Raw genomic sequence first — 21,769 nt, 5'->3', positions numbered from 1 at the left:
ACAACCACATTATAATGAGGAGTCAGGATGATAATTGGCGTACCTAAAGAGATCAAAAACCATGAGTACCGTGTTGGTATGGTCCCGGCAAGCGTTAGAGAGTTAATCTCACACGGCCATGAAGTTTACGTTGAAACTAACGCTGGCACAGGTATCGGTTTTTCAGACGATGATTACATCGCTGTAGGCGCATCCATTCTTCCTACCGCTGCAGACGTCTTCGCGAAAGCAGAGATGATTGTAAAGGTCAAAGAACCCCAAGCTGTCGAGCGTGCTATGCTACGTGAAGGACAAATTTTATTCACGTATCTCCATCTAGCACCAGATTTTCCACAAACTGAAGAGCTAATCAAAAGCAAAGCTGTCTGCATTGCCTATGAGACTGTAACAGATAATATGGGTCGTTTGCCACTACTAGCACCAATGTCAGAGGTCGCTGGGCGAATGTCTATACAGGCTGGTGCACAAACACTCGAAAAGTCCAATGGTGGACGCGGTCTACTACTAGGTGGTGTACCTGGTGTTGAACCGGCGAAAGTTGTCGTCGTTGGTGGCGGTGTAGTTGGCTCTAACGCTGCTCGCATGGCTGTTGGTATGCGTGCAGACGTCACAATCCTCGACCGCAATATTGATACATTACGCGTTTTGGACGAAGAATTCCAGGGTCGCGCAAAAGTCGTTTATTCTACAGAAGATGCACTTGAGAAGCATGTTCTAGAAGCAGATCTTGTTATTGGTGCTGTTTTAGTCCCAGGTGCTGCTGCACCTAAACTAGTGACGAAAGAGCATATTGCTAAGATGAAGCCAGGTGCTGCAGTGGTTGACGTTGCCATCGACCAAGGCGGTTGCTTCGAAACGTCTCACGCGACAACGCACGCAGAACCAACCTACATTGTTGATGATGTGGTTCACTACTGTGTTGCCAACATGCCAGGTGCGGTTGCTCGCACTTCAACATTTGCACTAAACAACGCGACGCTACCTTATATTATCAAGCTAGCGAACAAAGGCTACCAACAAGCTCTGACTGAAGATAAAGGCTTCTTGGATGGTCTGAACGTTATCCACGGTAAGGTGACGTGTAAAGAAGTGGCTGAAAGCTTCGATCTTGAATACGTTGAACCCGCGACAGCTATCGCTATGTTTAACTAGTTAAATCGAACATCCATATTAAAAAACGGGCTTTAGGCCCGTTTTTTGTTAGCTGTTATTTCAGGCTGCTACTTCTGGTTATTGCTTCTAGCCGCATGGATCAGTATGTTCCTTGGGGTGGTTTCCACCTCGCAAAACGTTGATAGAGTAACCTGATAGCCTTTTGACTCTAGATAGAGTGCTTTATCCATAGCGAGCCAAACCTCGAGCGGTCTTCTGAAGACACCTTGCACCAGACTCAATGCCTCCATAGCCCAAAACCTCTCTTCCCCAATCTTTTCAAATCTCTCAAAATCCACCTCAGGAATAGTAAAAGACTTCTTCTCGCCCGCCCACAAACAAAAGGCTTTGAATCCTGACGCTAACTGCGATTTTTTGATACTTGGGACAGGCAGATACTCAACTGAGAGTCCGAGCTCTTTACACAGAGCGTCAAACCCTAATCGGTAACTCATCTCTTGCTCTCGATGACGTTTGACACGCTCGCCACCCGTCACCGTTTCCTGAAGTGGGATTCTTAACTCATGTTTGCTGAGTGCGAGCCCTGCCCGTTTACCTTCATCGGACAATGGAGAGTAATGCTCCCCTCTCACTAAGTGATAGCAACACGGTGATAATGTCACTGCCGGGAGATGCTGCTCAACGGCATGCTCGATTAAGGTAACGTGTAAGTCCCCACATGCGTGAAGCGCAACAGCATGCTGTTTATCATTAAATACTTCGGCGGCGGCTTCATCAAAGGCGTCACCTTGTACAAATTCCATGGGCAAGCCAAGCTTATCGGCGTCGAGCTGTCCGGATTCACACAATGAGTGCTGAAATTCGAAACTGGTGACATGCTGATTGGATTGAGACGAAAGTAGCCTGCCTAAAAAGCCCTTTCCCGAGCACCATTCAAGCCACTCACTGCCCTGATGACCATGAAGACACGCTTTGGTCATCTGTTGTATTTGGGTGAGCTTGCGACCCGGTATACCCGCATCAAGTCCTCGCGGTAACTCTAAATCATCGCCTGACTCTAACGGCATCAAAGTAATGGATTGGTGAGTGGCCTCTAAACCCGGGAAAAAGCACTCAAGTTCTTTAAGGCAAAGCTCAAGCGAAGATTTGTATTCAAGTGTTTGCTTTGAAGAAAGCTGTTGTATCCACTGCTCCAATTCTGGATTAAGCGCGGACCACGAGATCTCACCGGAGGTGACTTGAAGGAAGGGATCGTGGCGCCAGTACCCCTGATACTGACATAAGAATGATGTGAGATGCGCAAACTGCTGACGCATACCTTCCCCCTAATTGATGGTGCGTGTAATGACTCGCCCCGATTCTAGAAGGAAGTATGCGATAACGAAAGCAATTTGTACTAACGTACTGGCAGGTCAATGTCCTTGAACATTTCTTCTATTTCTACATTCGATTTCAAAGAAATCGCTTGTTCGACGACTGGCCTGGTTAAATGCGGTGCGAAACGTTCCATGAAGTCATACATGTAAGAGCGCAAGAAGGTTCCCTTTCTGAAACCAATACTGGTTGTACTCGCACCAAAGATGTGGCTTGCATCAATCGCAACAAGGTCCGTATCTTGAGCATCATCCATTGCCATACTAGCAATGACACCCACACCAATGCCCATACGAACGTAGGTTTTGATGACATCCGCATCTGTCGCAGTGAAAACCACTTTTGGCGTCAGCCCAACCTTATTAAAGGCAGTATCCAATTCTGAACGACCTGTAAAGCCGAACACGTAGGTAACCAAAGAATACGCGGCTAGGTCTTCTATAGTAACCTCTGCCTTGCGTGCCAGTGGGTGATCTTTTGGCACGACAATAGAGCGGTTCCAGTGATAACAAGGCAGCATGATGGCATCTTGGTACAAATGCAGTGCCTCGGTTGCAATCGCAAAGTTCGCCGTCCCCTTGGCAATCGCTTCAGACATCTGCGACGGTGTGCCTTGGTGCATGTGCAGCGACACTTTTGGATAACGAGCAGTAAAGCCTTTGATGACCTCTGGCAAGGCATAACGCGCTTGCGTATGCGTTGTCGAGATATTTAGCGTGCCCATCTCAGGATGAGTATGCTCGCCTGCAACCGCCTTAATACTTTCGACACGTGATAAGATCTCTTGAGAGATGCGAACAATGTCTTCACCGGCAGAAGTAACCTGTGTAAGATGTTTCCCGCTTCGCTCGAAAATTTGGATGCCCAACTCATCTTCCAGTAAACGCACTTGCTTACTGATACCAGGTTGAGACGTGTAGAGGCTTTCAGCAGTGGCCGACACATTTAGATTGTGGTTCACTACTTCGACAATGTATTTTAACTGCTGTAACTTCATCTGCTTCTAATCATCCCTGTTTAAATCTCGCTAAGCTCATAACGCAACTGGTGTCTTACCCAAGAGCCCAACACAAGCATATAATTATTAGTTATAACGAATTCCTAGAAAGATTAACAGTTTTTTCGCGCAGGAATTGCTCAACCTCTCACTCCAATAGAGAAAGATGTCCCAATTTAATTAGATAATGACCAATTCAACAACTTTGCAGTGTTGATACCGTTACCTTTGGTGTATCCTGATTTATCGAATTGTAGGGAAACTCATTGTAGATACAAAACGTTATGAATATCGGTTTAATTATTGCGCTTGTAGCACTTCTGTTGGTCCTTATCTTGGGCTACAACATTATGCTGCAATACAAGCTCAAAGCTGAAGCAACACGGCGCCAAGAGTCTGCTCGTTATGTGGCATTGATCGACGCAACAGAAGAGCTGATCAGTGGAGCAAGCTACTTGCCGTACAGTAAAGAACTCATGCTATGCCTGCACAATCGTATCCTTGATTCGGTGGTCAACATGCATGAACTCGACCCTAAAAATAAGCATCTAGCCCAACGCGTGGAGGCGGCAAAGACGCAGATTCAGCAACTCCAAGAGAACTACGAAGGCAACGAAGCGACGTCATTTAAGGTCCCTACCAGCGACAAGCAAGCGATCATCATGTTGAAACTGGTTAAACGCCTGCGTGATACCGTTCGTACCGAACATAACAAAGGTCGCATGGATACTCAGTCATACATGGTTGAGAATGGGCGGTTAGAGACTATCCAGATCCGAATCAATATCGAGAACGTCGTAAAACGCGCCCACGACTCGATGGCAAAAGGACAGCCGGGTACAGCAGCACAGCTTCTAAAGAAAGGTATTGATGCGTTAAGTTCTAAAAATGACAACTACTCGATACAAGCCAAAGAGAAACTGACCGAAATGCTCGACAAGCTGCAAAACTCTCGTCAAGCGAAAGCAGAAGAGAAACAACAGCAAGCAAACAGTGAGCGGGATGAAGATATCAATGCCCTGTTTGGCGAAAAGAAAAAGTGGTAAAATTTTTAAGGGTCGCAGTTGCGACCCTTTTTAATTAGCAAAATGAAAACAAACCTCATGATCAGTCAGTCTCAAATCGACGCTATCTTAGCGCCTATCAACAGCTTTCTTCAGTGCTCAACCCCTGATGAGTGGGTTGAAGAAGCCAAACGTCCAGAAAACCTACCCGTTATTCTTATCGACCACTTATTGTGTGAGCTTAAAGCGGGTCAATCCGCCATGTATTTGATTCGCAAGTACGCCGTAGATAAAGAGAGCGCATCTACGCTCTTTGAGTGGTTTACGCCTTATGAAAATTTTGCGTACCGTCGCATTGGTAATATGGATAGCCTGAAAGGTAAAAGCAACATCTCGAAATCGATCATTGCTAAGTCAGACTCACCGTACAGCCAAGATCTGATCGATAAGATGGTTCTTTTGATCAAAGAAGAACTGCACCATTTTTATCAAGTCCTTGAGATTATGGAAAAGAAAGGCGTTCCGTACGAGCCTATCCCCGCAGGACGCTATGCAAAAGGGCTACTTTCCCATATGAAAACCTACGAGCCCAACACACTTATAGATAAACTGATTATCGGCGCCTACATAGAAGCGCGCTCATGTGAGCGTTTCGCAAAACTGGCGCCTTTTATGGACGATGATATCTCTAAGTTCTACGTCTCTCTGCTGCGCTCTGAGGCGCGTCACTATCAAGACTACCTCACACTCGCGGAGCAAGTTGCGGGAGGCGATATCAGCGAGCGAGTGGCGTTTTTCGGAAAAGTTGAAGCGGAGTTAATCTCTTCGCGAGATGACGACTTTAAGTTCCATAGCGGGATACCAGCATGATCAAAAAAGCCAGTGTCAGAAACACTGGCTTTCTACATCCAAGAAGGCTTAGTTCAACGACGCATTAATGTCTGCCAACACTTGAGCAGGATCTGCCGCTTGAGTGATTGGACGACCAATAACAAGGTAATCAGAGCCCGCTTTGATTGCCATATCTGGTGTCATAATACGTTTTTGGTCACCAACCGCTGCACCTGCCGGACGAATACCCGGTGTTACCAACTTAAACTCTTGACCAAGATCCGCTTTTAACATGCTCGACTCTTGAGCAGAACAAACAACACCATCTAGACCTGAGTTTTTCGTCAGGTTCGCAAGACGCAGTACCTGCTCTTGTGGTGCGACATCAATACCAATACCCGCTAGGTCTGATTGTTCCATACTGGTTAAAACGGTCACGCCGATTAGTAGTGGACGATCTTTACCGTAAGGCTCGAGGATCTCGCGAGACGCAGTCATCATACGCTCACCGCCACCTGCGTGTACGTTTACCATCCAAACACCCATCTCTGCCGCTGCGCGAACTGCTTTTGAACATGTGTTCGGAATATCATGAAACTTTAGATCTAGAAACACAGAGAAACCACGTTTGTGTAGTTCTCGAACGAACTCAGGACCAAATAGTGTGAACATCTCTTTGCCCACTTTTAGTCGGCAAGAGCTTGGGTCAATTCTATCGACAAAAGCTAATGCATCGGCTTGGTTATCATAGTCCAGTGCAACAATCACTTTTTGGTCAATCATTTTCGCTCCTCGTTTTGCTTAAAAAAAGCAGCACTAAAAGTGCTGCATTAGAATTCTTTGCGGACAGAGACCATTACTCTCCGTCTAGTCCTCGAATGGGCTTGATCGTACCCCATCCTTTGCATGAAGGACAATGCCAATATAGTGAATGGGTCGAAAAACCACATTTACGGCATCGATAATGCGGCTTGGTTTTAAGTTGCTCGCCCACTAGAGACTGAAGTGTGGTCAAACTGTCTTTAGCTCGCCCCTCTTCGGCATTGGCCAAATGATAATCCATCAGGCGGTAAAAGCCCTTCATTGTCGGGCTTCGGACTAACTGCCTCGTGAGTAACGCCTGAGCGGCCTCTGTACCCTCGTGTTGTGCGACAAGCTGTGCCAGCATGAGCTCTGCTGATACACCCGCACCTTTCTCTATACTCGCTTTAAGAAACTCAACCAACCCCTGCTCTTGACCCAAATGATGATAACACTCGGCTAGGGTTGGTAGCACTTCACTAATGAAGTCTTTATCTTGTTCCAACACCGACTCTAAGTAGGTTACGGTTTTCGCGTAATCTTCGTCTTCAAGACAGAGTTTGCCCAGGGAAATACTTGCTCTAGTACATCGAGGGTCGACAGACAATGCTTTCTTGAAGTGCTGCACGGCTTTATTGGTATTACCGTCCGCTTTCTCGATCATGGCTAGCTCACACCAAAAATGCGCAATGCTGTTTTTGATGCGCTTCTTTCCCATTTTCAATAGAGCGTTCGCGACTTCAATGGCTTTGTTCCATTCACTCGTCTGCTGATAGATAGCTAATAGCTGAGTCAGAGCGGCTTCTCTGTGCTCAGGTTCATCAACGAGTTGGACAAAGATTTTTTCCGCTCGGTCTAAAAAGCCAGAGACCATATAGTCCTTTGCGAGCTGCTGCAAAGCTAAGTTCTTCTGTTCGATTGTCAAACCAGAGCGCGAAATGAGGTTTTGGTGGATGCGGATGGCTCGGTCAACTTCGCCACGAGACCGGAACAAGTTACCGAGTGCAAGGTGGGTATCAATCGTTTCATCATCGACTTGAAGAAGTTCGATGAAATGATCAACCGCTTTATCTGATTGGTCTGAAAGCAATAGGTTAAGGCCCGTCATGTACTGACGAGAAATCTGATGCGATTGCTCTTGTCGATCATGCTTTACGCTTCGCTGGCCCATGTACCATCCATAGGCTGCAGCAATTGGCAAAAGCAAGAATAGTAGCTCAAGCATTGATTATATAGACCTTAATCCTTTTCTCTTGTTAGCTGTTAGTCGTTGTGACTTCTTTTGATTCAGTTGGTGTTTGCTTAGCCAACTGTTTTTTCAGCTTACGTACCGTCAATTGAGATTTTAGGTGCAAACTGCCGAATATTAACCAAGCAATGACGAAGCCGACAACAAAAACACTGCCAAGCAACGTTGATAGATGGAAATCGCCTTGCGCAAGAAGGTAATTAAAGTTTACTACTTCTTGGTTTTGAGAGCCTAGTGCCAACGTCACCAGGAATAAAGCGATGAGTAGGATTATTTTTATGATTTTCATATGCTCTTGCCATAGTTATTGGATAGGTCGATTATGCAGGAATTTGCCTCTGCGCACCATGGTCTCTGGCAATAATCTTGAGAAACCATGACAATTTTAGAGTATCTAGACTAACCTCAAAGCACTTCGCCTGAGTTGTAATCAACTTCCCTATTACCTGCTACTCAAACGCAAAACGGCACACTAAAAAAGTATGCCGTTTCATTCAGATAAGAGTATCTACAGACTTTCGTTCACTCTCTCGCGCAATTCTTTACCAGGCTTGAAGTGAGGAACGTACTTTCCATCCAACTCAACCTTATCGCCCGTTTTTGGATTACGACCAACACGAGGCTCACGGTAGTGAAGTGAGAAACTACCAAAACCACGGATCTCAATACGGTCGCCACCTTCCAGTGTTGACGCCATATGTTCTAGAATATCTTTTACCGCATCTTCAATTTCCTTTGCGGATAAGTGAGTTTGCTCCGCGCAGAGTCTTTCTATCAGTTCAGACTTAGTCATAGGTAGGTACCCTCGTTACTCTTTATCTTTATTGTCTCTATCTTCGGTGTCTCGTACTTCAGCGGACAGCGGCTTATTAACATTTTACATCAACAGTGCACTAACTGCCTGTATAAATTGATAATAGTCCAAAATTCCAAAAGATAAAAACAAAAAAAAGGAGCCTTACGGCTCCTTTTTCACTAATGGCGTAAATTATTCGCCTTTAGCAGCTTTGAATGCGTCAGCCATAGCATTACCGAACGCGCCTTCTTCTTGCTTGTTCAGTGAAGCCATTGCTTCTTGCTCTTCAGCTTCGTCCTTAGCTTTAACAGATAGGTTGATTACGCGGTTCTTACGGTCAACACCTGTGAACTTCGCTTCAACGCTGTCGCCAACGCTTAGGATTAGAGACGCATCTTCAACGCGGTCACGTGATACTTCAGAAGCACGGATGTAGCCTTCTACACCTTCTTCTAGTTCGATAGTAGCACCTTTAGCGTCAACTGCAGTAACAGTACCGTTTACTAGAGCACCTTTCTTAGTGTCTGCAACGTAAGCATTGAATGGGTCATTTTCCATTTGCTTAACGCCTAGAGAGATACGCTCACGCTCAGCGTCTACAGCTAGAACAACTGCAGAGATCTCGTCACCTTTCTTGTACTCACGAACTGCTTCTTCACCAGCAACATTCCAAGAAATGTCAGATAGGTGAACTAGACCGTCGATGCCGCCTTCTAGACCGATGAAGATACCAAAGTCAGTGATAGACTTGATCTTACCAGTAACTTTGTCGCCCTTAGCTTGCATTTCTGCGAATGACTGCCATGGGTTAGCTTTACACTGTTTCAGACCTAGAGAGATACGACGACGTTCTTCGTCGATATCAAGAACCATAACCTCAACTTCGTCGCCAACATTAACAACTTTAGATGGGTGGATGTTCTTGTTAGTCCAATCCATTTCAGAAACGTGTACTAGACCTTCAACGCCTTCTTCGATTTCAACGAAGCAGCCGTAGTCAGTTAGGTTAGTTACGCGACCAGTTAGCTTGTGACCTTCTGGGTAACGCTTAGCGATTGCTACCCATGGATCTTCACCTAGCTGCTTAAGACCTAGTGATACGCGAGTACGCTCACGGTCGAACTTAAGAACTTTAACTAGGATTTCGTCACCAACGTTAACGATCTCAGATGGGTGCTTAACGCGCTTCCACGCCATGTCAGTGATGTGTAGAAGACCATCAACACCGCCAAGGTCAACGAATGCACCGTAGTCAGTAAGGTTCTTAACGATACCTTTAACTTCAGTACCTTCTTGTAGAGTCTCAAGAAGTTCGTCACGCTCAACACTGTTTTCAGATTCGATAACAGCACGACGAGAAACAACTACGTTGTTACGCTTCTGGTCTAGCTTGATAACTTTGAACTCTAGCTCTTTGTTTTCTAGGTGAGCAGTGTCACGGATAGGACGTACGTCAACAAGAGAACCAGGAAGGAAAGCACGGATACCGTTTAGTTCAACAGTGAAACCGCCTTTAACTTTACCGTTGATGATACCAACAACAGTTTCAGCTTCTTCGTAAGCTTTCTCAAGAACGATCCAAGCTTCGTGACGCTTCGCTTTCTCACGAGAAAGTTGAGTCTCACCGAAACCGTCTTCAACAGCGTCTAGAGCAACGTCTACTTCAGCGCCGATTTCAACTTCAAGTTCGCCAGCAGCGTTCTTGAACTGTTCAGCAGGGATAGCAGATTCAGACTTAAGACCAGCGTCAACAAGAACGAAACCGTTCTCGATAGCTACTACAGTACCTTTAACGATGCTGCCTTGTTGGAATTCTGTTTCGTTTAGAAACTCTTCAAAGAGTTGAGCAAAAGATTCAGTCATTATTTAATCTTCAATAAGTAAACGTCCATGGGTATCCTACCTCATGGGGTTGATAATTTAGTCGGTCATCATCCTTGCGACCAACGGTTCAAAGCCCACCAAGCGTTGCCTATTAAAGGCTACTTAGTGAGTTTAGATTCGATATATTGTAGCGCTTTTTCCAACACTTGCTCGATGTTTAGCGAGGTTGAATCTAGCACTAGAGCGTCATCAGCAGGACGGAGAGGTGCAACCGCTCGGTTACGATCTCGGTAGTCTCGCTCTTCGATCTCGCTCAAAAGGTCGTCAAATCTAACATCTAAACCCTTTAGTTGCAACTGCTTAAAGCGCCTTTGCGCTCTTTCTTCTGCACTTGCATCTAAGAAGATTTTTACTGGTGCTTCAGGGAACACGACGGTACCCATATCACGACCATCGGCAACCAATCCTGGTTCGATGTTAAACGCACGTTGACGACGCAATAACGCTTCTCTTACGCGTGGCAGAGCCGCGATTTTTGATGCTGCATTACCTGTCTCTTCTTTACGAAGTTCACCAGATACATCTTCGCCTTCTAGAATAACCTTAACAAGATCACCCTCGGCAACAAACTGAACGTCTAAATGCATAGCCAAAGGAACAAGTGCATCCTCCGACTCTAAATCAACACCATGGTGAATAGCAGCTAACGCCAAAACGCGGTAAATAGCCCCAGAATCCAGCAAGTGAAAGCCTAATTTGTCAGCCAACAACATACACAGTGTGCCTTTGCCTGCACCACTTGGTCCATCCACAGTAATCACTGGTGAGTTTAAGGACATGTTCTACTCCACGTTGTTACAAGCCGAATTTTTAACAACCGACTTATTATTGTTCTTAATTTTACGGCGCAGAATTATATACCCAATAGCGTAAAGTTACCATTTTCTTTGGGGTCGGTTTTTTCGAGGCGAACAAGATGGAGCAAAATGAACTGTTGGCTCAATCACAAATTAAACCTCACTTTCGTCGTTTAAACACTCAAATAACGATTATTCCGTCTAGGTCACAATATTGTAATACAATATTATAGTAGCATCGTTATCACTGCCTATTAATGATTGCTTACTGAAGGAATACACAATGAAAGCATTTCACTTTACGTTACTTGCTGCCAGCATTGTTGCCGGTTCTGCTGTTGCAGCGACAGGTTCTGAGCTTGCTACCCAATACAAATTAGACCCAAGCAAAGCACCTGCACAAAACTTCGACATGACCAACTGGAAGATCAATCTGCCGGTTTTGACGACAGAAGGACCACGTAAGGGTAAAACACTCGAGATTGCAAAAGAGCAGCTTGGCGATACGAAGACGCCTTATGTTCATCCAGAATGGTTCTACACCGATAAAGAGTCTGGTGCGGTGGTTTTTGTGGCACCAAACGATGCACCTACAACTCCTAACAGTAAAAACACTCGAAGCGAACTGCGTGCGATGCTTGGTACGGATTACGGTGCGCCAAGCAATAACTTCGTTATTGCATCTCACCCAAATGCCTCTGAATACGGTGCGATTGGTGGCGAGCTAAAGGCGACGCTTTCTGTCGATCAAGTCAGCGAAAGCGGCAAATACAGCCATAATGGGGCATTTGGTGTCGTTATCGGTCAAATCCATGCTGCAAAAAATGAACCACTTAAAATCGTTTATCGTAAGCTTCCTGAACATGAGTACGGTTCATTAGTTTGGAACTATGAGCTGAACCCAACCAAAGATCTTCAAAACGCAAAAGATGAAAACGGTAAAAAGCTGAGAAAAGACATTCGCCACAACGTTTTTGGTGAATACAACCTACGCCAAGGTTCTGAAGATCCAAAAGATGGCATCAAACTAGGTGAAATCTTTTCATACAGTGTCAATGTCGAAGGCGATATGATGCACCTTACATTCACTAAGAATCCTGGTACGGATAACGAAGTCGTTAAGACTTTCGACGTTGACCTTAAAGCTGGTAACTATCAAGGACATGAGGTTGATCAGGGCTACGGAAATACTTGGATGTATTTCAAAGCTGGCGCATATAACCAGTGTAATACGAAAAAGAGCAGCGCTTCTTGTGAGTGGCGCGGTATGGAAGCTGGAGATTACGTTAAGGCAAGCTTCTACCAGTTAGAGCTAAATCAATAAACACCGATATCGAGAACGTCTACCTCGAAGAATAACAAAGGGAACTCAATAACCTATTGAGCTCCCTTTCTTTTATCTTCTATATATAAGAGGCAAGTATCCCTTAGAAGCTGTATCGAACACCGATACCTGCACCAATGCCAAGTTTCAAATCACTATTATCAAACATCAAATTTGGTGTTAGCTGGGCGTAACCGTCCCAGTTTTTGGCAAATGGGAGTTCAACGCCCAGAGCAACTCGCGGTCCAAACTTATCTGAGCGCTGGATTTGACCACCGACACCTGCGTACCAGTTAAACGGTACATCACCACTAAAGCTTCCGCGGCTAAAGATGTAATCAGCGGCAATACCGTCGTTGCCGATTGCAAAGTTCACTGTATTGTTTATTTGACCAACAATACTCAGACCTTGATCCAGACCCATACCAATTTTAAACCCAGAATTTGAGCTACTACGGGAAGACGAACGAGAAGCCGGTTTCGAGCTAGAAGTTTGCTTCGGTGCCGCTTGATTGCTGCTCGTCGACGTTGATGCTGTCGTTGATGAACTGTTTTGGTCTTCTTCAACTATCTGCCACTGTTCCTCACCGCCTGCAGTTGTATTCGCTAGCGCAAAGGTAGAAGTCAAAGTAAACATTGCTAACGTCGCAATGTGACGGATTCTATTTTTCATATCATCGCTTTCTTGTGTTTGCTGCTCTCGAATATCAATACGGAGCATTGTCATAGTTGGCCGCGCATTTTATGAACTGTATCAGTCGCAATGTCATCACAGAGCAAAAACTGGGCAAAATTGATATTAGATGTAACGTAATAAGGGTGGCAATGAACCACCCTATATAAAGACGAAGAAATGAAAGAATGATACAGGCTTGATCTAAATAGAAGAGTTTGTATTACTTTTGTTGAAAATTAACGACACTGAGTTCACACAGAAACGCTGTCCTGTTGTCTGTGGTCCGTCCTCAAATACATGCCCTAAGTGGCTATCACATGCGCTACATCGTATTTCTACACGCATCATACCGTGACTTGTATCATCCAAATAACGAATGGCAGACTCGTTGATAGGCGCATCGAAGCTAGGCCACCCGCAGCCAGAGTCGTACTTGTTGTCTGAGTTAAATAGTGGTACCTCACAGCATGTGCAGTGGTACAGTCCAGTGTCTTTGTTGTGGAGCAATGTACCAGTGAAAGGGGCTTCTGTGCCTTGCTGTCGACATACTCGGTATTGCTCTTCTGTTAGGGTCTCACGCCAGTATTCATCTGGCTTGGCTCTATTTTTGTTTTCCCCAGTCATCTCCTTTACACCCTCTTTTTTATTGTCTACATTTTAATCAGCGCACACTTAATACGTGTAATAAACTTGGTTGTAGCACATTGTTGTCAATTACCCACTCAAGTGTGTCTAACATGTTAACTCACCTTGTCCTCAAGGTTAAATACATAAAGCAAATCATTACAGAGTCACGACCTAAGTTCAAAAAAACGTCATTTAATACCGAATGTTAAGAAAAGCGACACTTTTTTTTGACTTTAGACAAATTAATTCCGATTATCTATTGAAGTTAGTGACTGGATTCTGTAATTTTACTACCAGTTATCTTTAAACAGAAATTAAGTTGTGGAGCAACTATAATGACTATCAAAGTAGGTATTAACGGTTTTGGCCGTATCGGTCGTTTCGTATTTCGTGCAGCGCAAGAGCGCAACGACATCGAAGTAGTAGGTATTAACGATCTAATCGACGTTGAGTACATGGCATACATGCTTAAGTACGATTCAACTCACGGCCGTTTCAACGGTACTGTTGAAGTTGAAGGCGGTAACCTAATCGTTAACGGCAAAACTGTACGTGTAACTGCAGAGCGCAACCCAGAAGACCTAAAATGGGACGCAATCGACGTTGACGTTGTTGCTGAAGCAACTGGTCTTTTCCTAACTGACGAGACTGCACGTAAGCACATCACTGCTGGCGCGAAGAAAGTTGTACTAACTGGTCCTTCTAAAGATGCTACTCCAATGTTCGTAATGGGCGTTAACCAAGACACTTACGCTGGTCAAGACATCGTTTCTAACGCTTCTTGTACTACTAACTGTCTAGCGCCTATCGCTAAAGTTCTTAACGACGAGTTCGGTATCGAATCTGGTCTTATGACTACAGTTCACGCTACTACAGCTACTCAAAAAACTGTAGACGGTCCTTCTGCTAAAGACTGGCGCGGTGGTCGTGGTGCTTCTCAGAACATCATCCCATCTTCAACTGGTGCTGCTAAAGCTGTAGGCGTTGTTCTTCCAGAACTAAACGGCAAACTAACTGGTATGGCTTTCCGCGTACCAACTGCTAACGTTTCTGTAGTTGACCTAACTGTTAACCTTAAGAACGGTGCATCTTACGAAGCTATCTGTGCAGCTATGAAAGCAGCATCTGAAGGCGCTCTTAAAGGTGTTCTAGGTTACACTGAAGACCAAGTTGTTTCTCAAGACTTCATCGGTGAAGTTCAAACTTCAGTATTCGATGCTAAAGCTGGTATCGCTCTAACTGACAACTTCGTTAAAGTTGTATCTTGGTACGACAACGAAATCGGTTACTCAAACAAAGTTCTAGACCTAATCGCTCACATCTCTAAGTAATGTAAGCTTTTAGCTGAATATTTGTAATAAAGGCGACTCTTGGGGTCGCCTTTTTAGTATCTGTTTCTGGGTCCAATCGACACCTGGGAGCTATCCCCTCTCCCTAGGAACCAGAGACTTAACCTAGGAAGTTACACTATGGATTTGTCTGTTTTACCTACCCTGACCGTTCTCTCTGACTATGTCACTATCACTCAACTTGGTGACAATAAGGTGGTTCGCGTTCTTCATCCTAAAGCGTCAGCTGCCATCTCTCTTCACGGCGGCCATGTGATTTCATTCAAGCCAGAAGGCCAAGAAGATCTGATTTGGATGAGCAAAGACGCCATCTTCGATAACAAAGCGGCGCTTCGCGGCGGTATTCCTATTTGTTGGCCTTGGTTTGGCCGAGTAGCAGCGCCAGCTCACGGTTTTGCGCGCAACAGTACTTGGGAACTCATTGAGCACCGCGAAAATGAACAGGGTGTGATTGTTAGCCTTGGGCTCACCGACAGTGACGCTACCCGTAGTATCTGGCCACATAAATTCCAGTTAGTCTTGAACGTTGAAGTAAGCGATTCATTAAATGTGTCTCTAAACATCACCAACACGGACACTGCTCCATGGCGTTTCTCTGGCGCTCTCCACACCTACCTCAACCTAGGTGAAATCGAGAAGATGGAAGTCACGGGCATGGGCTCTAGCTACATTGATAGCCTACTTGATGGCAAAGTGTGTGAAGGCCAAGAAGTGCTTACCCTAACCGATACCATCGACCGCGTTTACACCGCACCGTCTGATGAAATCGTGCTGCATGACAATGCATTCAATCGCAAACTGGCAGTTTGTAATAGCGGCCACAACTCAGCAGTACTTTGGAACCCTTGGAAACAAGGAGCAGAGTCTATGGGTGACATGAACAATGATGGCTACCTCAGCATGTTCTGTATTGAGTCTACGCTTCATGCGGACTCTCTGGAAGCTGGCAAAGAGCTTGCACCGGGTGAAAGCCACGAGTTGGCGACACAGATTTTCGTCAAGTAATCTGCCAACCTAAAGGAATTCAGACGACTGAATTGCTTCCCTTCCTTGATATGGTTAGACTTACGAAAATTTTCGTCGAGTCTAACCTATGTCATATCAATGTCCTCTCTGTCAGCAACCGCTCACTCTTGACGATAGAAGCTATCGCTGCAGCAACAATCACCAGTTCGACAAAGCAAAAGAAGGCTACGTCAATCTGATGCCAGTCCAACACAAGCGCTCGAAAGATCCAGGTGATAACAAGGAGATGATGCAGGCAAGGCGTACCTTTTTGGCGCATGATTTTTACGCACCGATGCGCGATAAGGTGACGGACACTCTGAAATCGACTCTTAACGCTAACAAAGGCACAGTACTCGATATCGGTTGTGGCGAAGGGTATTACACTAGCTATTTTGCCGATGTACTAGGCGAAGACCTAAGCTTTTATGGTCTAGATATCTCTAAGGTCGCCATTCGGTATGGTGCTAAGCGCTACAACAAGGTTAACTTTTGTGTTGCTTCTAGCCACAAGCTACCGTTTTCTGACGCTAGCTTAGCCGCCGTTATTCGAATCTATGCACCCTGTAAGCACGAAGAGCTTCAACGCTGTATCGAGACTGGCGGTATTATGTTGACTGTGACTCCGGGTAGCCACCACCTGTATGAGTTGCGGGAACTCATCTACTCTGACGTGCGCCTACACGACGAATCTGCTGAAGAGATCGAAGGATTTGAATTAGTATCGGAAAACAAACTAGACTACAACATGAACCTTAGTGGCCAACAAGCGTATGATTTGTTACAGATGACGCCATTTGCATGGAAAGCGAATCAAGAACTTAGAGAGAGTCTCAGCAAAGCCGATCATTTCGACTGTCGAGCAGACTTCATGGTACGAGCATACCGCAAAATGTAATGATATTAGTTATCAATTGCATTGAGGTAAAGCGTAATCTCCATTACCATATCAGTTCCAAGATAGCCTTCCTATGAAGGCTATTTTTCTTTATAGAGAACGATTATGAAAGCTTACCCTCTTGCCCTTGTACTGACTTTGCTCGTTGGGTGTACCTCATCAAATGCGCCTCAGCAATCAGCGTCTCAACCCTCTTTTTCCGAGGGCTCCTCAATAGAACAGAATGCCCCTCTGAGGTCGTTTTACGACTATCAACTTTATACACCATCCGGCGAAGCGCTGAACCTCGATAGTCTGCCTTCAGAGCTTTTAGAAGCGGACGTAATTCTGGTTGGCGAGTGGCATACTCACAGCGGTATTCACCGTTTCCAAACTGACTTACTAAAAGCACTGGCACTTGAAAACGAGAGTCTTGCTCTCTCTATGGAGCAGTTCACCCGAGATAATCAAAACGTTGTCGACGAGTACTTAGCCTCTGAAATAGGCGAACAGACGCTCATTAAACAAGGTGGTGGTTGGCCAAACTACGAAAGTGATTATCGCCCGCTTGTAGAACTCGCTAAACAAGCCAACCTACCTATTATTGCAAGTAACGCTCCTAAGCCCATTGTCCGTTGTATTGGCAGACAAGGCTTGGACTACCTCGACAAGCTTGATGACGAAAAGCGAGCTTTGGTGGCCGCACAGATAGACACGTCATCCTCACCTTACAAGGACAAGTTTATGGCCTCCATGCACCATGGTGATAAAGCGCAGACAGAAAAACAGTATGCAGCGCAGCTAACGTGGGATGCAACAATGGCAGAGAGTATCGTCAATTACCTAAACCAACATAACAACAGCCAAGTACTCCATGTAGCGGGCAAGTTTCATATTGAACAAGGGCTGGGTACTGCCGCTCAGATCCAGTTGCTAAACCCTGAACTCAACGTCGTTGTCATCTCACCGGTAACCAGCGTGTCAAATGATTCAACCGATTATCAGCTCCATGTCCTTGAGCCACCAGTGCGTTTTGTAAAACAAGAAAACCGTATGAAGGCATATCAAGGATTACACAAACGCAACGACACACTAACGTGTGACTAAGCCCAGTTTTGTGTTTTTAGATAAACAAGCCATTCAATTGGCTTGTTTATTGCTTGACTAACTTTCATTAACCAGTTCTATGTCTCACACAGAGAAATTTTTATAAAGTTTTTGCCATCAATGACGACATAGTAATTGATAACGCTAATGGAGATAGCTATGCAAAGCGTCAATTCTAACCTGCCAACTCAGACTCAGTCGCTCGGTAATAAAGCGTTGACGTCTAACCTTGTAACTGCAGAAACAAGTGGCAACACTTTGCCGGTGAAACAAGGCGACAGTGTATCCATCTCTCCTCAGGCAAAGGCGCTTTTAGAACAAGAAGCAAAAGCTGAACAAAAAACGGCATCGAATGAGAAAGCGAACGCGAAAGAAGAGGAAGGTATGGGTAAATCCGTTCAATCCTTTGCTCACGGAGCTTTAGGCATGGATCATCCCGATGACCTAAAAGAGCAAGAAGATACCTCATACTCACTTGGGCAATACGCTTCCGCTGCCGTTACCATCGGTGCATTAATCCTCGCACTCGCTTAACTACCCTTTGTCCTGACGACAAATAACGAGATTTGAGCGATCACTTCGAGTCAAAAGATAATAAGCTTTCTTTAACTCGAATGTGATCCTATGGACCGTTACTTTAAACTCATCGATAAGCCCACTTTCTTCGGTGCTATCGCATTATTACTTACTGTCATCATTCCGCTGATAGTCTTTCCTGAACAAGGCGCACACCTTATTGCGCAAGCCAAACTGATCATGACCGATAAGTTTGGGTTCCTATATTTGGCACTTGGTCTCGCTGCTCTCTTCTTTATGGTATTCATCATTTTTAGCGACATCGGCCAAATCAAACTGGGAGACCCAGACGAGGCACCGGAATTCAAAACCTCTTCTTGGGCTGCAATGTTATTTTGCGGCGGCATTGGTGCTAGCATTTTGTACTGGGGCTGTATTGAATGGGCATACTATTACCAATCGCCTCCATTTCAATTAGAACCAGGCAGTGAGGAAGCCATTCGCTGGGCTGCGACCTACGGCATTTTCCACTGGGGGCCTATCGCTTGGGCTATCTACCTTATCCCTGCATTACCGATTGCCTACTTCTTTTATGTCCGCAAGCAGCCAGCGCTTAAGGTTTCGAGTGCCCTAATCCCAGTGATTGGTGAGAAACACACGTTTGGCGCTGTGGGCAAGCTCATCGATGTGCTGTTTATCTTTGGTCTTCTTGGTGGTGCAGCAACAACACTAGGTTTAGCAGCACCACTGATTAGTGAAGGGTTGAGCGTTCTGTTTGGCTTACCTCAAAACACTTATACTCAAATCGGTGTTCTCGCTGTATGTACAGCTATCTTTGCTTACTCGTCGTTCGCAGGAATGGAAAAAGGCATCAAGATCCTCAGTAACATCAACTTCTGGGGCGCGATGCTATTACTTGCCATTGTCTTGCTGCTTGGTCCAACAATCTTCATTTTGGAGACAGGCTTAGATTCAATCGGTCGAATGATGTCGAACTTCTTTGTTATGGCGACATGGGCTGAACCATTTGGCGGCTACGGCAGCTTCGACGATACTCACTTCCCACAAGATTGGACTATTTTCTATTGGGCGTGGTGGCTCGTATTTGCACCAAGTATGGGGCTATTCGTTGCTCGCATCTCGCGAGGCAGAACCATCAAACAAATGGTCGCAGGTTCGCTGTTCTTTGGATCAAGCGGCTGCTTCCTATTCTTTATCATCTTAGGTAACTACGGCTTATCGCTCCAGCTATCAGGGCAGCTTGATATCGTCGGTATCCTAAATGAACATGGCGCGACAAAGGCCATCTTCTCAATGTTGTCAGAACTGCCGTTCTCATGGTTCATCATTTTATTGTTTACCATGCTATGTATCATCTTTACTGCGACTACTTTCGACTCTATTTCTTACATCTTAGCGTCCGTAGTACAAAAGGATGTTACCCAAGAGCCTATGCGCTGGAACCGTTTGTTCTGGGCGTTCACGCTCAGCTTTATGCCCGCTGTGTTGATGTTCTTAGGTGGGCTAAGCACACTGCAAACTGCTGCTATCGTTGGTGGTCTGCCGCTACTTGGTATTGCTGTTATGCTGATGATCTCGGCAGTGAAAGCAACCACGCTCGATATTCGTCACCAAGAAGACTATGTCGAGCCCACCATCAACATCGAAGATCTACCGGAGTTCGACCCTTGGTCACATGAAGGGGTAGCGCTCGCAAACTTTGAAAAGTGCCGCGACATTGCTCAAATGGCAGCTGATGCGGAGAGAGAAGCTATGCAAGCCCTGTTCAAGGTGAAAAAGCGAATTCGTGCGTATGCGTTAGAGCACTCTACAGACGAGAGCAAAGCGATTCCTGATCACCTACAACAAGAGCTTGAAGCTGCATTGCAGGCACTCAGCGAAGCCCAAGACCAAAAAGAGCAATCTTCATTGGCCGCGCAAGAGGCTCGCTCCCGCTTTACCGAGGTATGTGCCGAAGCCTAAGCACGGTTGTCTGATAACAAAAAAGCAGGTCTATTGAGACCTGCTTTTTTAACTTCTTGGGAAACTAACGCGAAGGATGGTTGATGATATGCAAGAATTAATTTTTGTTTTTATGAATCATGAGAGAGACCAGCAATACCAATGGGTTCATGAGTTTCTCAACAAAAAGCCCTTTCCCTAAGCAAAACCTGAGAAAATCACCCCGAAATTCTCAACTATACCATCAAATCGAACAAAACAATTCTCGACATTTTGTTGCTATCCAGCGCTCTGCGATACAAGCAAGCAATCCTCCGTTGCTTCATATATGCCTCTCATGCAACCACAACTCCGCGTAAGAAACTTTTGGACATTTCTGTTTTAGTGAGTGTGCTAATTTAGAATTTCACGGATTATTTCAAGTATCGCAAATATCAAATCGAAGTGAGGGGGTTGAACTCTAAATCAAAGTGAAGGGCATGAATTTCTGCTTTATAAATACTTTCTTTTAAGTTTTTAAATTTTGCCAATCGTGCGGTGTCACTCAAAATCGACTCAACTTGTTCATCCTTCATCTTAGCGCCGAGGTACAGTCCTGTAACGCATTCTGGATTAATGTCCACAAACTGCAAGTATTCCGTACGCACAGGAAAACCATCAAGACAAAATATATCTAAGTGCGGCTCACATTCCTTGTTTTTGGCATTTTTCCTAAGAATGTGCTCTGGTGGTACAACAATATAGTTCGCACCTCCAACAGAAACAGACTCAAGAGATACGTCAAATAGCTTCATTCTTTCTCTTGAATATTCGTTATCCGGAATGTATGTCTTATTGCAGTAGTTCATGTCAACCAAAAATCGGTGCTCTTCTTCGTACATCCAGTCCTTGGACTTAATAAACCCCAGTTGGTCAACTATCTGCTCCCACAACTTATAGCCACATCCGTTAATCAAAGACAGATCTATACTTCGGCTCTTTCGGTATCTAACCAAACCATATTGATAGTTATTATCTGCAAGTTCTCGAAACAAACCACGCTGGACAAGAGTCCTTGCATGACTTTTACTATCTAAATCAAATGTAAACTCAACGACGCCACCTCTGTGCTCATCTGCATAATGTGACCACATTAGCAGATTGTCGTGACACTCACTCAACGCAACAATCCCTTTGTTGTAAGAAAGCTTGAACTCTGCAAAGCCTTGACTACCACCAAGCCAACTCAATGCAATTTCTGATGGTGCTTCATTGGTGACGAACGATTCAATCAGCTCTTGATTTGGTTTTAGTTCAAAAGGGTCATTCAGATCATTCGTTCTGGTTGCCCTCAACATTGGAGTATTCAAGAAACTCTCAATATGAGGTGTGTACTTATACAATTTTATTTTCATAAACTCGCAACACTAAAAAGCTATTTGTTTGGTTAAAAATTTGGGGTATCTACTTTTTACTTTGGCCATCAGTTATACCTAATCTC

21 protein-coding genes are annotated in these 21,769 nt (G+C 45.0%); 10 read left to right on the top strand and 11 right to left on the bottom strand.

Annotated features, from left to right (window positions below; translation table 11 throughout):
• Positions 1–27 precede the first annotated feature (27 nt).
• Complete coding sequence (gene ald, locus J4N45_RS05695; RefSeq protein WP_042474344.1) at positions 28–1,152, top strand: alanine dehydrogenase; 1,125 nt, start codon at positions 28–30, stop codon at positions 1,150–1,152.
• 68 nt (positions 1,153–1,220) lie between these two features.
• Here ald and J4N45_RS05690 read toward each other — a convergent pair whose 3' ends face one another.
• Positions 1,221–2,429, bottom strand: coding sequence for a methyltransferase (locus J4N45_RS05690; RefSeq protein WP_252014028.1), 1,209 nt, complete (start codon positions 2,427–2,429; stop codon positions 1,221–1,223).
• Between the two features lie 80 nt (positions 2,430–2,509).
• Positions 2,510–3,484, bottom strand: a complete 975-nt coding sequence (cysB, locus tag J4N45_RS05685; protein ID WP_042474341.1) for an HTH-type transcriptional regulator CysB — start codon at positions 3,482–3,484, stop codon at positions 2,510–2,512.
• A 284-nt stretch (positions 3,485–3,768) separates the two neighbouring features.
• On the opposite strand from cysB, the gene J4N45_RS05680 reads away from it, so the two are divergent.
• Both J4N45_RS05680 and miaE read left to right on the top strand, forming a co-directional pair.
• Positions 3,769–4,530 carry a DNA repair protein gene (locus J4N45_RS05680; protein WP_252014027.1) on the top strand — a complete coding sequence of 254 codons (762 nt, stop codon included), beginning with the start codon at positions 3,769–3,771 and terminating at the stop codon, positions 4,528–4,530.
• Between the two features lie 57 nt (positions 4,531–4,587).
• Complete coding sequence (miaE, locus tag J4N45_RS05675) at positions 4,588–5,358, top strand: tRNA isopentenyl-2-thiomethyl-A-37 hydroxylase MiaE (RefSeq protein WP_252014656.1); 771 nt, start codon at positions 4,588–4,590, stop codon at positions 5,356–5,358.
• A gap of 48 nt (positions 5,359–5,406) precedes the next feature.
• On the opposite strand, the gene pyrF is transcribed toward miaE, so the two are convergent.
• The 6 genes from pyrF to cmk form a co-directional block, all read right to left on the bottom strand.
• Entirely contained in the window at positions 5,407–6,102 is a 696-nt protein-coding gene (pyrF, locus tag J4N45_RS05670; protein WP_128649861.1) for an orotidine-5'-phosphate decarboxylase, read from the bottom strand.
• A 73-nt stretch (positions 6,103–6,175) separates the two neighbouring features.
• Positions 6,176–7,345, bottom strand: a complete 1,170-nt coding sequence (gene lapB, locus J4N45_RS05665; RefSeq protein ID WP_252014024.1) for a lipopolysaccharide assembly protein LapB — start codon at positions 7,343–7,345, stop codon at positions 6,176–6,178.
• Between the two features lie 31 nt (positions 7,346–7,376).
• A complete protein-coding gene (locus J4N45_RS05660; protein WP_042474333.1) occupies positions 7,377–7,658 on the bottom strand; it encodes a LapA family protein in 282 nt (93 codons plus the stop codon).
• 219 nt (positions 7,659–7,877) lie between these two features.
• Entirely contained in the window at positions 7,878–8,162 is a 285-nt protein-coding gene (gene ihfB, locus J4N45_RS05655; RefSeq protein WP_042474330.1) for an integration host factor subunit beta, read from the bottom strand.
• Positions 8,163–8,357: 195 nt separating this feature from the next.
• Positions 8,358–10,028, bottom strand: coding sequence for a 30S ribosomal protein S1 (gene rpsA / locus J4N45_RS05650; RefSeq protein ID WP_234494116.1), 1,671 nt, complete (start codon positions 10,026–10,028; stop codon positions 8,358–8,360).
• A 119-nt stretch (positions 10,029–10,147) separates the two neighbouring features.
• Positions 10,148–10,828, bottom strand: coding sequence for a (d)CMP kinase (gene cmk / locus J4N45_RS05645; protein WP_042474328.1), 681 nt, complete (start codon positions 10,826–10,828; stop codon positions 10,148–10,150).
• Positions 10,829–11,129: 301 nt separating this feature from the next.
• Between cmk and J4N45_RS05640 the strand changes: the two genes are divergently transcribed.
• Entirely contained in the window at positions 11,130–12,170 is a 1,041-nt protein-coding gene (locus J4N45_RS05640; protein WP_252014022.1) for a polysaccharide lyase family 7 protein, read from the top strand.
• Positions 12,171–12,273: 103 nt separating this feature from the next.
• Here the strand turns inward: J4N45_RS05640 and J4N45_RS05635 are convergent, their stop codons facing one another.
• Together J4N45_RS05635 and msrB are read right to left on the bottom strand one after the other, a co-directional pair.
• Positions 12,274–12,843 (bottom strand): hypothetical protein, encoded by a 570-nt coding sequence (locus J4N45_RS05635; RefSeq protein ID WP_234494118.1) that lies wholly within the window; start codon positions 12,841–12,843, stop codon positions 12,274–12,276.
• A 204-nt stretch (positions 12,844–13,047) separates the two neighbouring features.
• The gene (msrB, locus tag J4N45_RS05630; RefSeq protein WP_252014021.1) at positions 13,048–13,470 is read right to left on the bottom strand and encodes a peptide-methionine (R)-S-oxide reductase MsrB; all 423 of its coding nucleotides are present in this window, start codon (positions 13,468–13,470) and stop codon (positions 13,048–13,050) included.
• A gap of 338 nt (positions 13,471–13,808) precedes the next feature.
• On the opposite strand from msrB, the gene gap reads away from it, so the two are divergent.
• The 6 genes from gap (at position 13,809) to J4N45_RS05600 (ending at position 20,310) form a co-directional block, all read left to right on the top strand.
• Positions 13,809–14,804, top strand: a complete 996-nt coding sequence (gap, locus tag J4N45_RS05625) for a type I glyceraldehyde-3-phosphate dehydrogenase (protein WP_004748683.1) — start codon at positions 13,809–13,811, stop codon at positions 14,802–14,804.
• A 138-nt stretch (positions 14,805–14,942) separates the two neighbouring features.
• Entirely contained in the window at positions 14,943–15,827 is an 885-nt protein-coding gene (locus tag J4N45_RS05620; protein WP_252014019.1) for a D-hexose-6-phosphate mutarotase, read from the top strand.
• Between the two features lie 88 nt (positions 15,828–15,915).
• Positions 15,916–16,725 carry a 23S rRNA (guanine(745)-N(1))-methyltransferase gene (rlmA, locus tag J4N45_RS05615; protein ID WP_252014017.1) on the top strand — a complete coding sequence of 270 codons (810 nt, stop codon included), beginning with the start codon at positions 15,916–15,918 and terminating at the stop codon, positions 16,723–16,725.
• Between the two features lie 105 nt (positions 16,726–16,830).
• Positions 16,831–17,811 carry a ChaN family lipoprotein gene (locus J4N45_RS05610; RefSeq protein ID WP_252014015.1) on the top strand — a complete coding sequence of 327 codons (981 nt, stop codon included), beginning with the start codon at positions 16,831–16,833 and terminating at the stop codon, positions 17,809–17,811.
• A 159-nt stretch (positions 17,812–17,970) separates the two neighbouring features.
• Complete coding sequence (locus J4N45_RS05605) at positions 17,971–18,345, top strand: hypothetical protein (RefSeq protein WP_234494122.1); 375 nt, start codon at positions 17,971–17,973, stop codon at positions 18,343–18,345.
• Positions 18,346–18,435: 90 nt separating this feature from the next.
• The gene (locus J4N45_RS05600) at positions 18,436–20,310 is read left to right on the top strand and encodes a BCCT family transporter (protein WP_252014013.1); all 1,875 of its coding nucleotides are present in this window, start codon (positions 18,436–18,438) and stop codon (positions 20,308–20,310) included.
• A gap of 413 nt (positions 20,311–20,723) precedes the next feature.
• Here J4N45_RS05600 and J4N45_RS05595 read toward each other — a convergent pair whose 3' ends face one another.
• Positions 20,724–21,638, bottom strand: a complete 915-nt coding sequence (locus J4N45_RS05595) for a DUF2971 domain-containing protein (RefSeq protein ID WP_252014011.1) — start codon at positions 21,636–21,638, stop codon at positions 20,724–20,726.
• Between the last annotated feature and the right edge of the window lie 131 nt (positions 21,639–21,769).

This window comes from Vibrio sp. SCSIO 43140 (assembly GCF_023716585.1).
Classification (GTDB): domain Bacteria; phylum Pseudomonadota; class Gammaproteobacteria; order Enterobacterales; family Vibrionaceae; genus Vibrio; species Vibrio maritimus_B.
Note: the sequence above shows the minus strand (reverse complement) of the source record. Positions and strands in the feature narration are given on the sequence as shown.

What these genes read in the sequence shown, in the direction of transcription:
- ald (WP_042474344.1), top strand. Translation starts at nt 28, where the DNA reads ATGATAATTGGCGTACCTAAAGAGATCAAAAACCATGAGTACCGTGTT.
- J4N45_RS05690 (WP_252014028.1), bottom strand. Translation starts at nt 2,429, where the DNA reads ATGCGTCAGCAGTTTGCGCATCTCACATCATTCTTATGTCAGTATCAG.
- cysB (WP_042474341.1), bottom strand. Translation starts at nt 3,484, where the DNA reads ATGAAGTTACAGCAGTTAAAATACATTGTCGAAGTAGTGAACCACAAT.
- J4N45_RS05680 (WP_252014027.1), top strand. Translation starts at nt 3,769, where the DNA reads ATGAATATCGGTTTAATTATTGCGCTTGTAGCACTTCTGTTGGTCCTT.
- miaE (WP_252014656.1), top strand. Translation starts at nt 4,588, where the DNA reads ATGATCAGTCAGTCTCAAATCGACGCTATCTTAGCGCCTATCAACAGC.
- pyrF (WP_128649861.1), bottom strand. Translation starts at nt 6,102, where the DNA reads ATGATTGACCAAAAAGTGATTGTTGCACTGGACTATGATAACCAAGCC.
- lapB (WP_252014024.1), bottom strand. Translation starts at nt 7,345, where the DNA reads ATGCTTGAGCTACTATTCTTGCTTTTGCCAATTGCTGCAGCCTATGGA.
- J4N45_RS05660 (WP_042474333.1), bottom strand. Translation starts at nt 7,658, where the DNA reads ATGAAAATCATAAAAATAATCCTACTCATCGCTTTATTCCTGGTGACG.
- ihfB (WP_042474330.1), bottom strand. Translation starts at nt 8,162, where the DNA reads ATGACTAAGTCTGAACTGATAGAAAGACTCTGCGCGGAGCAAACTCAC.
- rpsA (WP_234494116.1), bottom strand. Translation starts at nt 10,028, where the DNA reads ATGACTGAATCTTTTGCTCAACTCTTTGAAGAGTTTCTAAACGAAACA.
- cmk (WP_042474328.1), bottom strand. Translation starts at nt 10,828, where the DNA reads ATGTCCTTAAACTCACCAGTGATTACTGTGGATGGACCAAGTGGTGCA.
- J4N45_RS05640 (WP_252014022.1), top strand. Translation starts at nt 11,130, where the DNA reads ATGAAAGCATTTCACTTTACGTTACTTGCTGCCAGCATTGTTGCCGGT.
- J4N45_RS05635 (WP_234494118.1), bottom strand. Translation starts at nt 12,843, where the DNA reads ATGAAAAATAGAATCCGTCACATTGCGACGTTAGCAATGTTTACTTTG.
- msrB (WP_252014021.1), bottom strand. Translation starts at nt 13,470, where the DNA reads ATGACTGGGGAAAACAAAAATAGAGCCAAGCCAGATGAATACTGGCGT.
- gap (WP_004748683.1), top strand. Translation starts at nt 13,809, where the DNA reads ATGACTATCAAAGTAGGTATTAACGGTTTTGGCCGTATCGGTCGTTTC.
- J4N45_RS05620 (WP_252014019.1), top strand. Translation starts at nt 14,943, where the DNA reads ATGGATTTGTCTGTTTTACCTACCCTGACCGTTCTCTCTGACTATGTC.
- rlmA (WP_252014017.1), top strand. Translation starts at nt 15,916, where the DNA reads ATGTCATATCAATGTCCTCTCTGTCAGCAACCGCTCACTCTTGACGAT.
- J4N45_RS05610 (WP_252014015.1), top strand. Translation starts at nt 16,831, where the DNA reads ATGAAAGCTTACCCTCTTGCCCTTGTACTGACTTTGCTCGTTGGGTGT.
- J4N45_RS05605 (WP_234494122.1), top strand. Translation starts at nt 17,971, where the DNA reads ATGCAAAGCGTCAATTCTAACCTGCCAACTCAGACTCAGTCGCTCGGT.
- J4N45_RS05600 (WP_252014013.1), top strand. Translation starts at nt 18,436, where the DNA reads ATGGACCGTTACTTTAAACTCATCGATAAGCCCACTTTCTTCGGTGCT.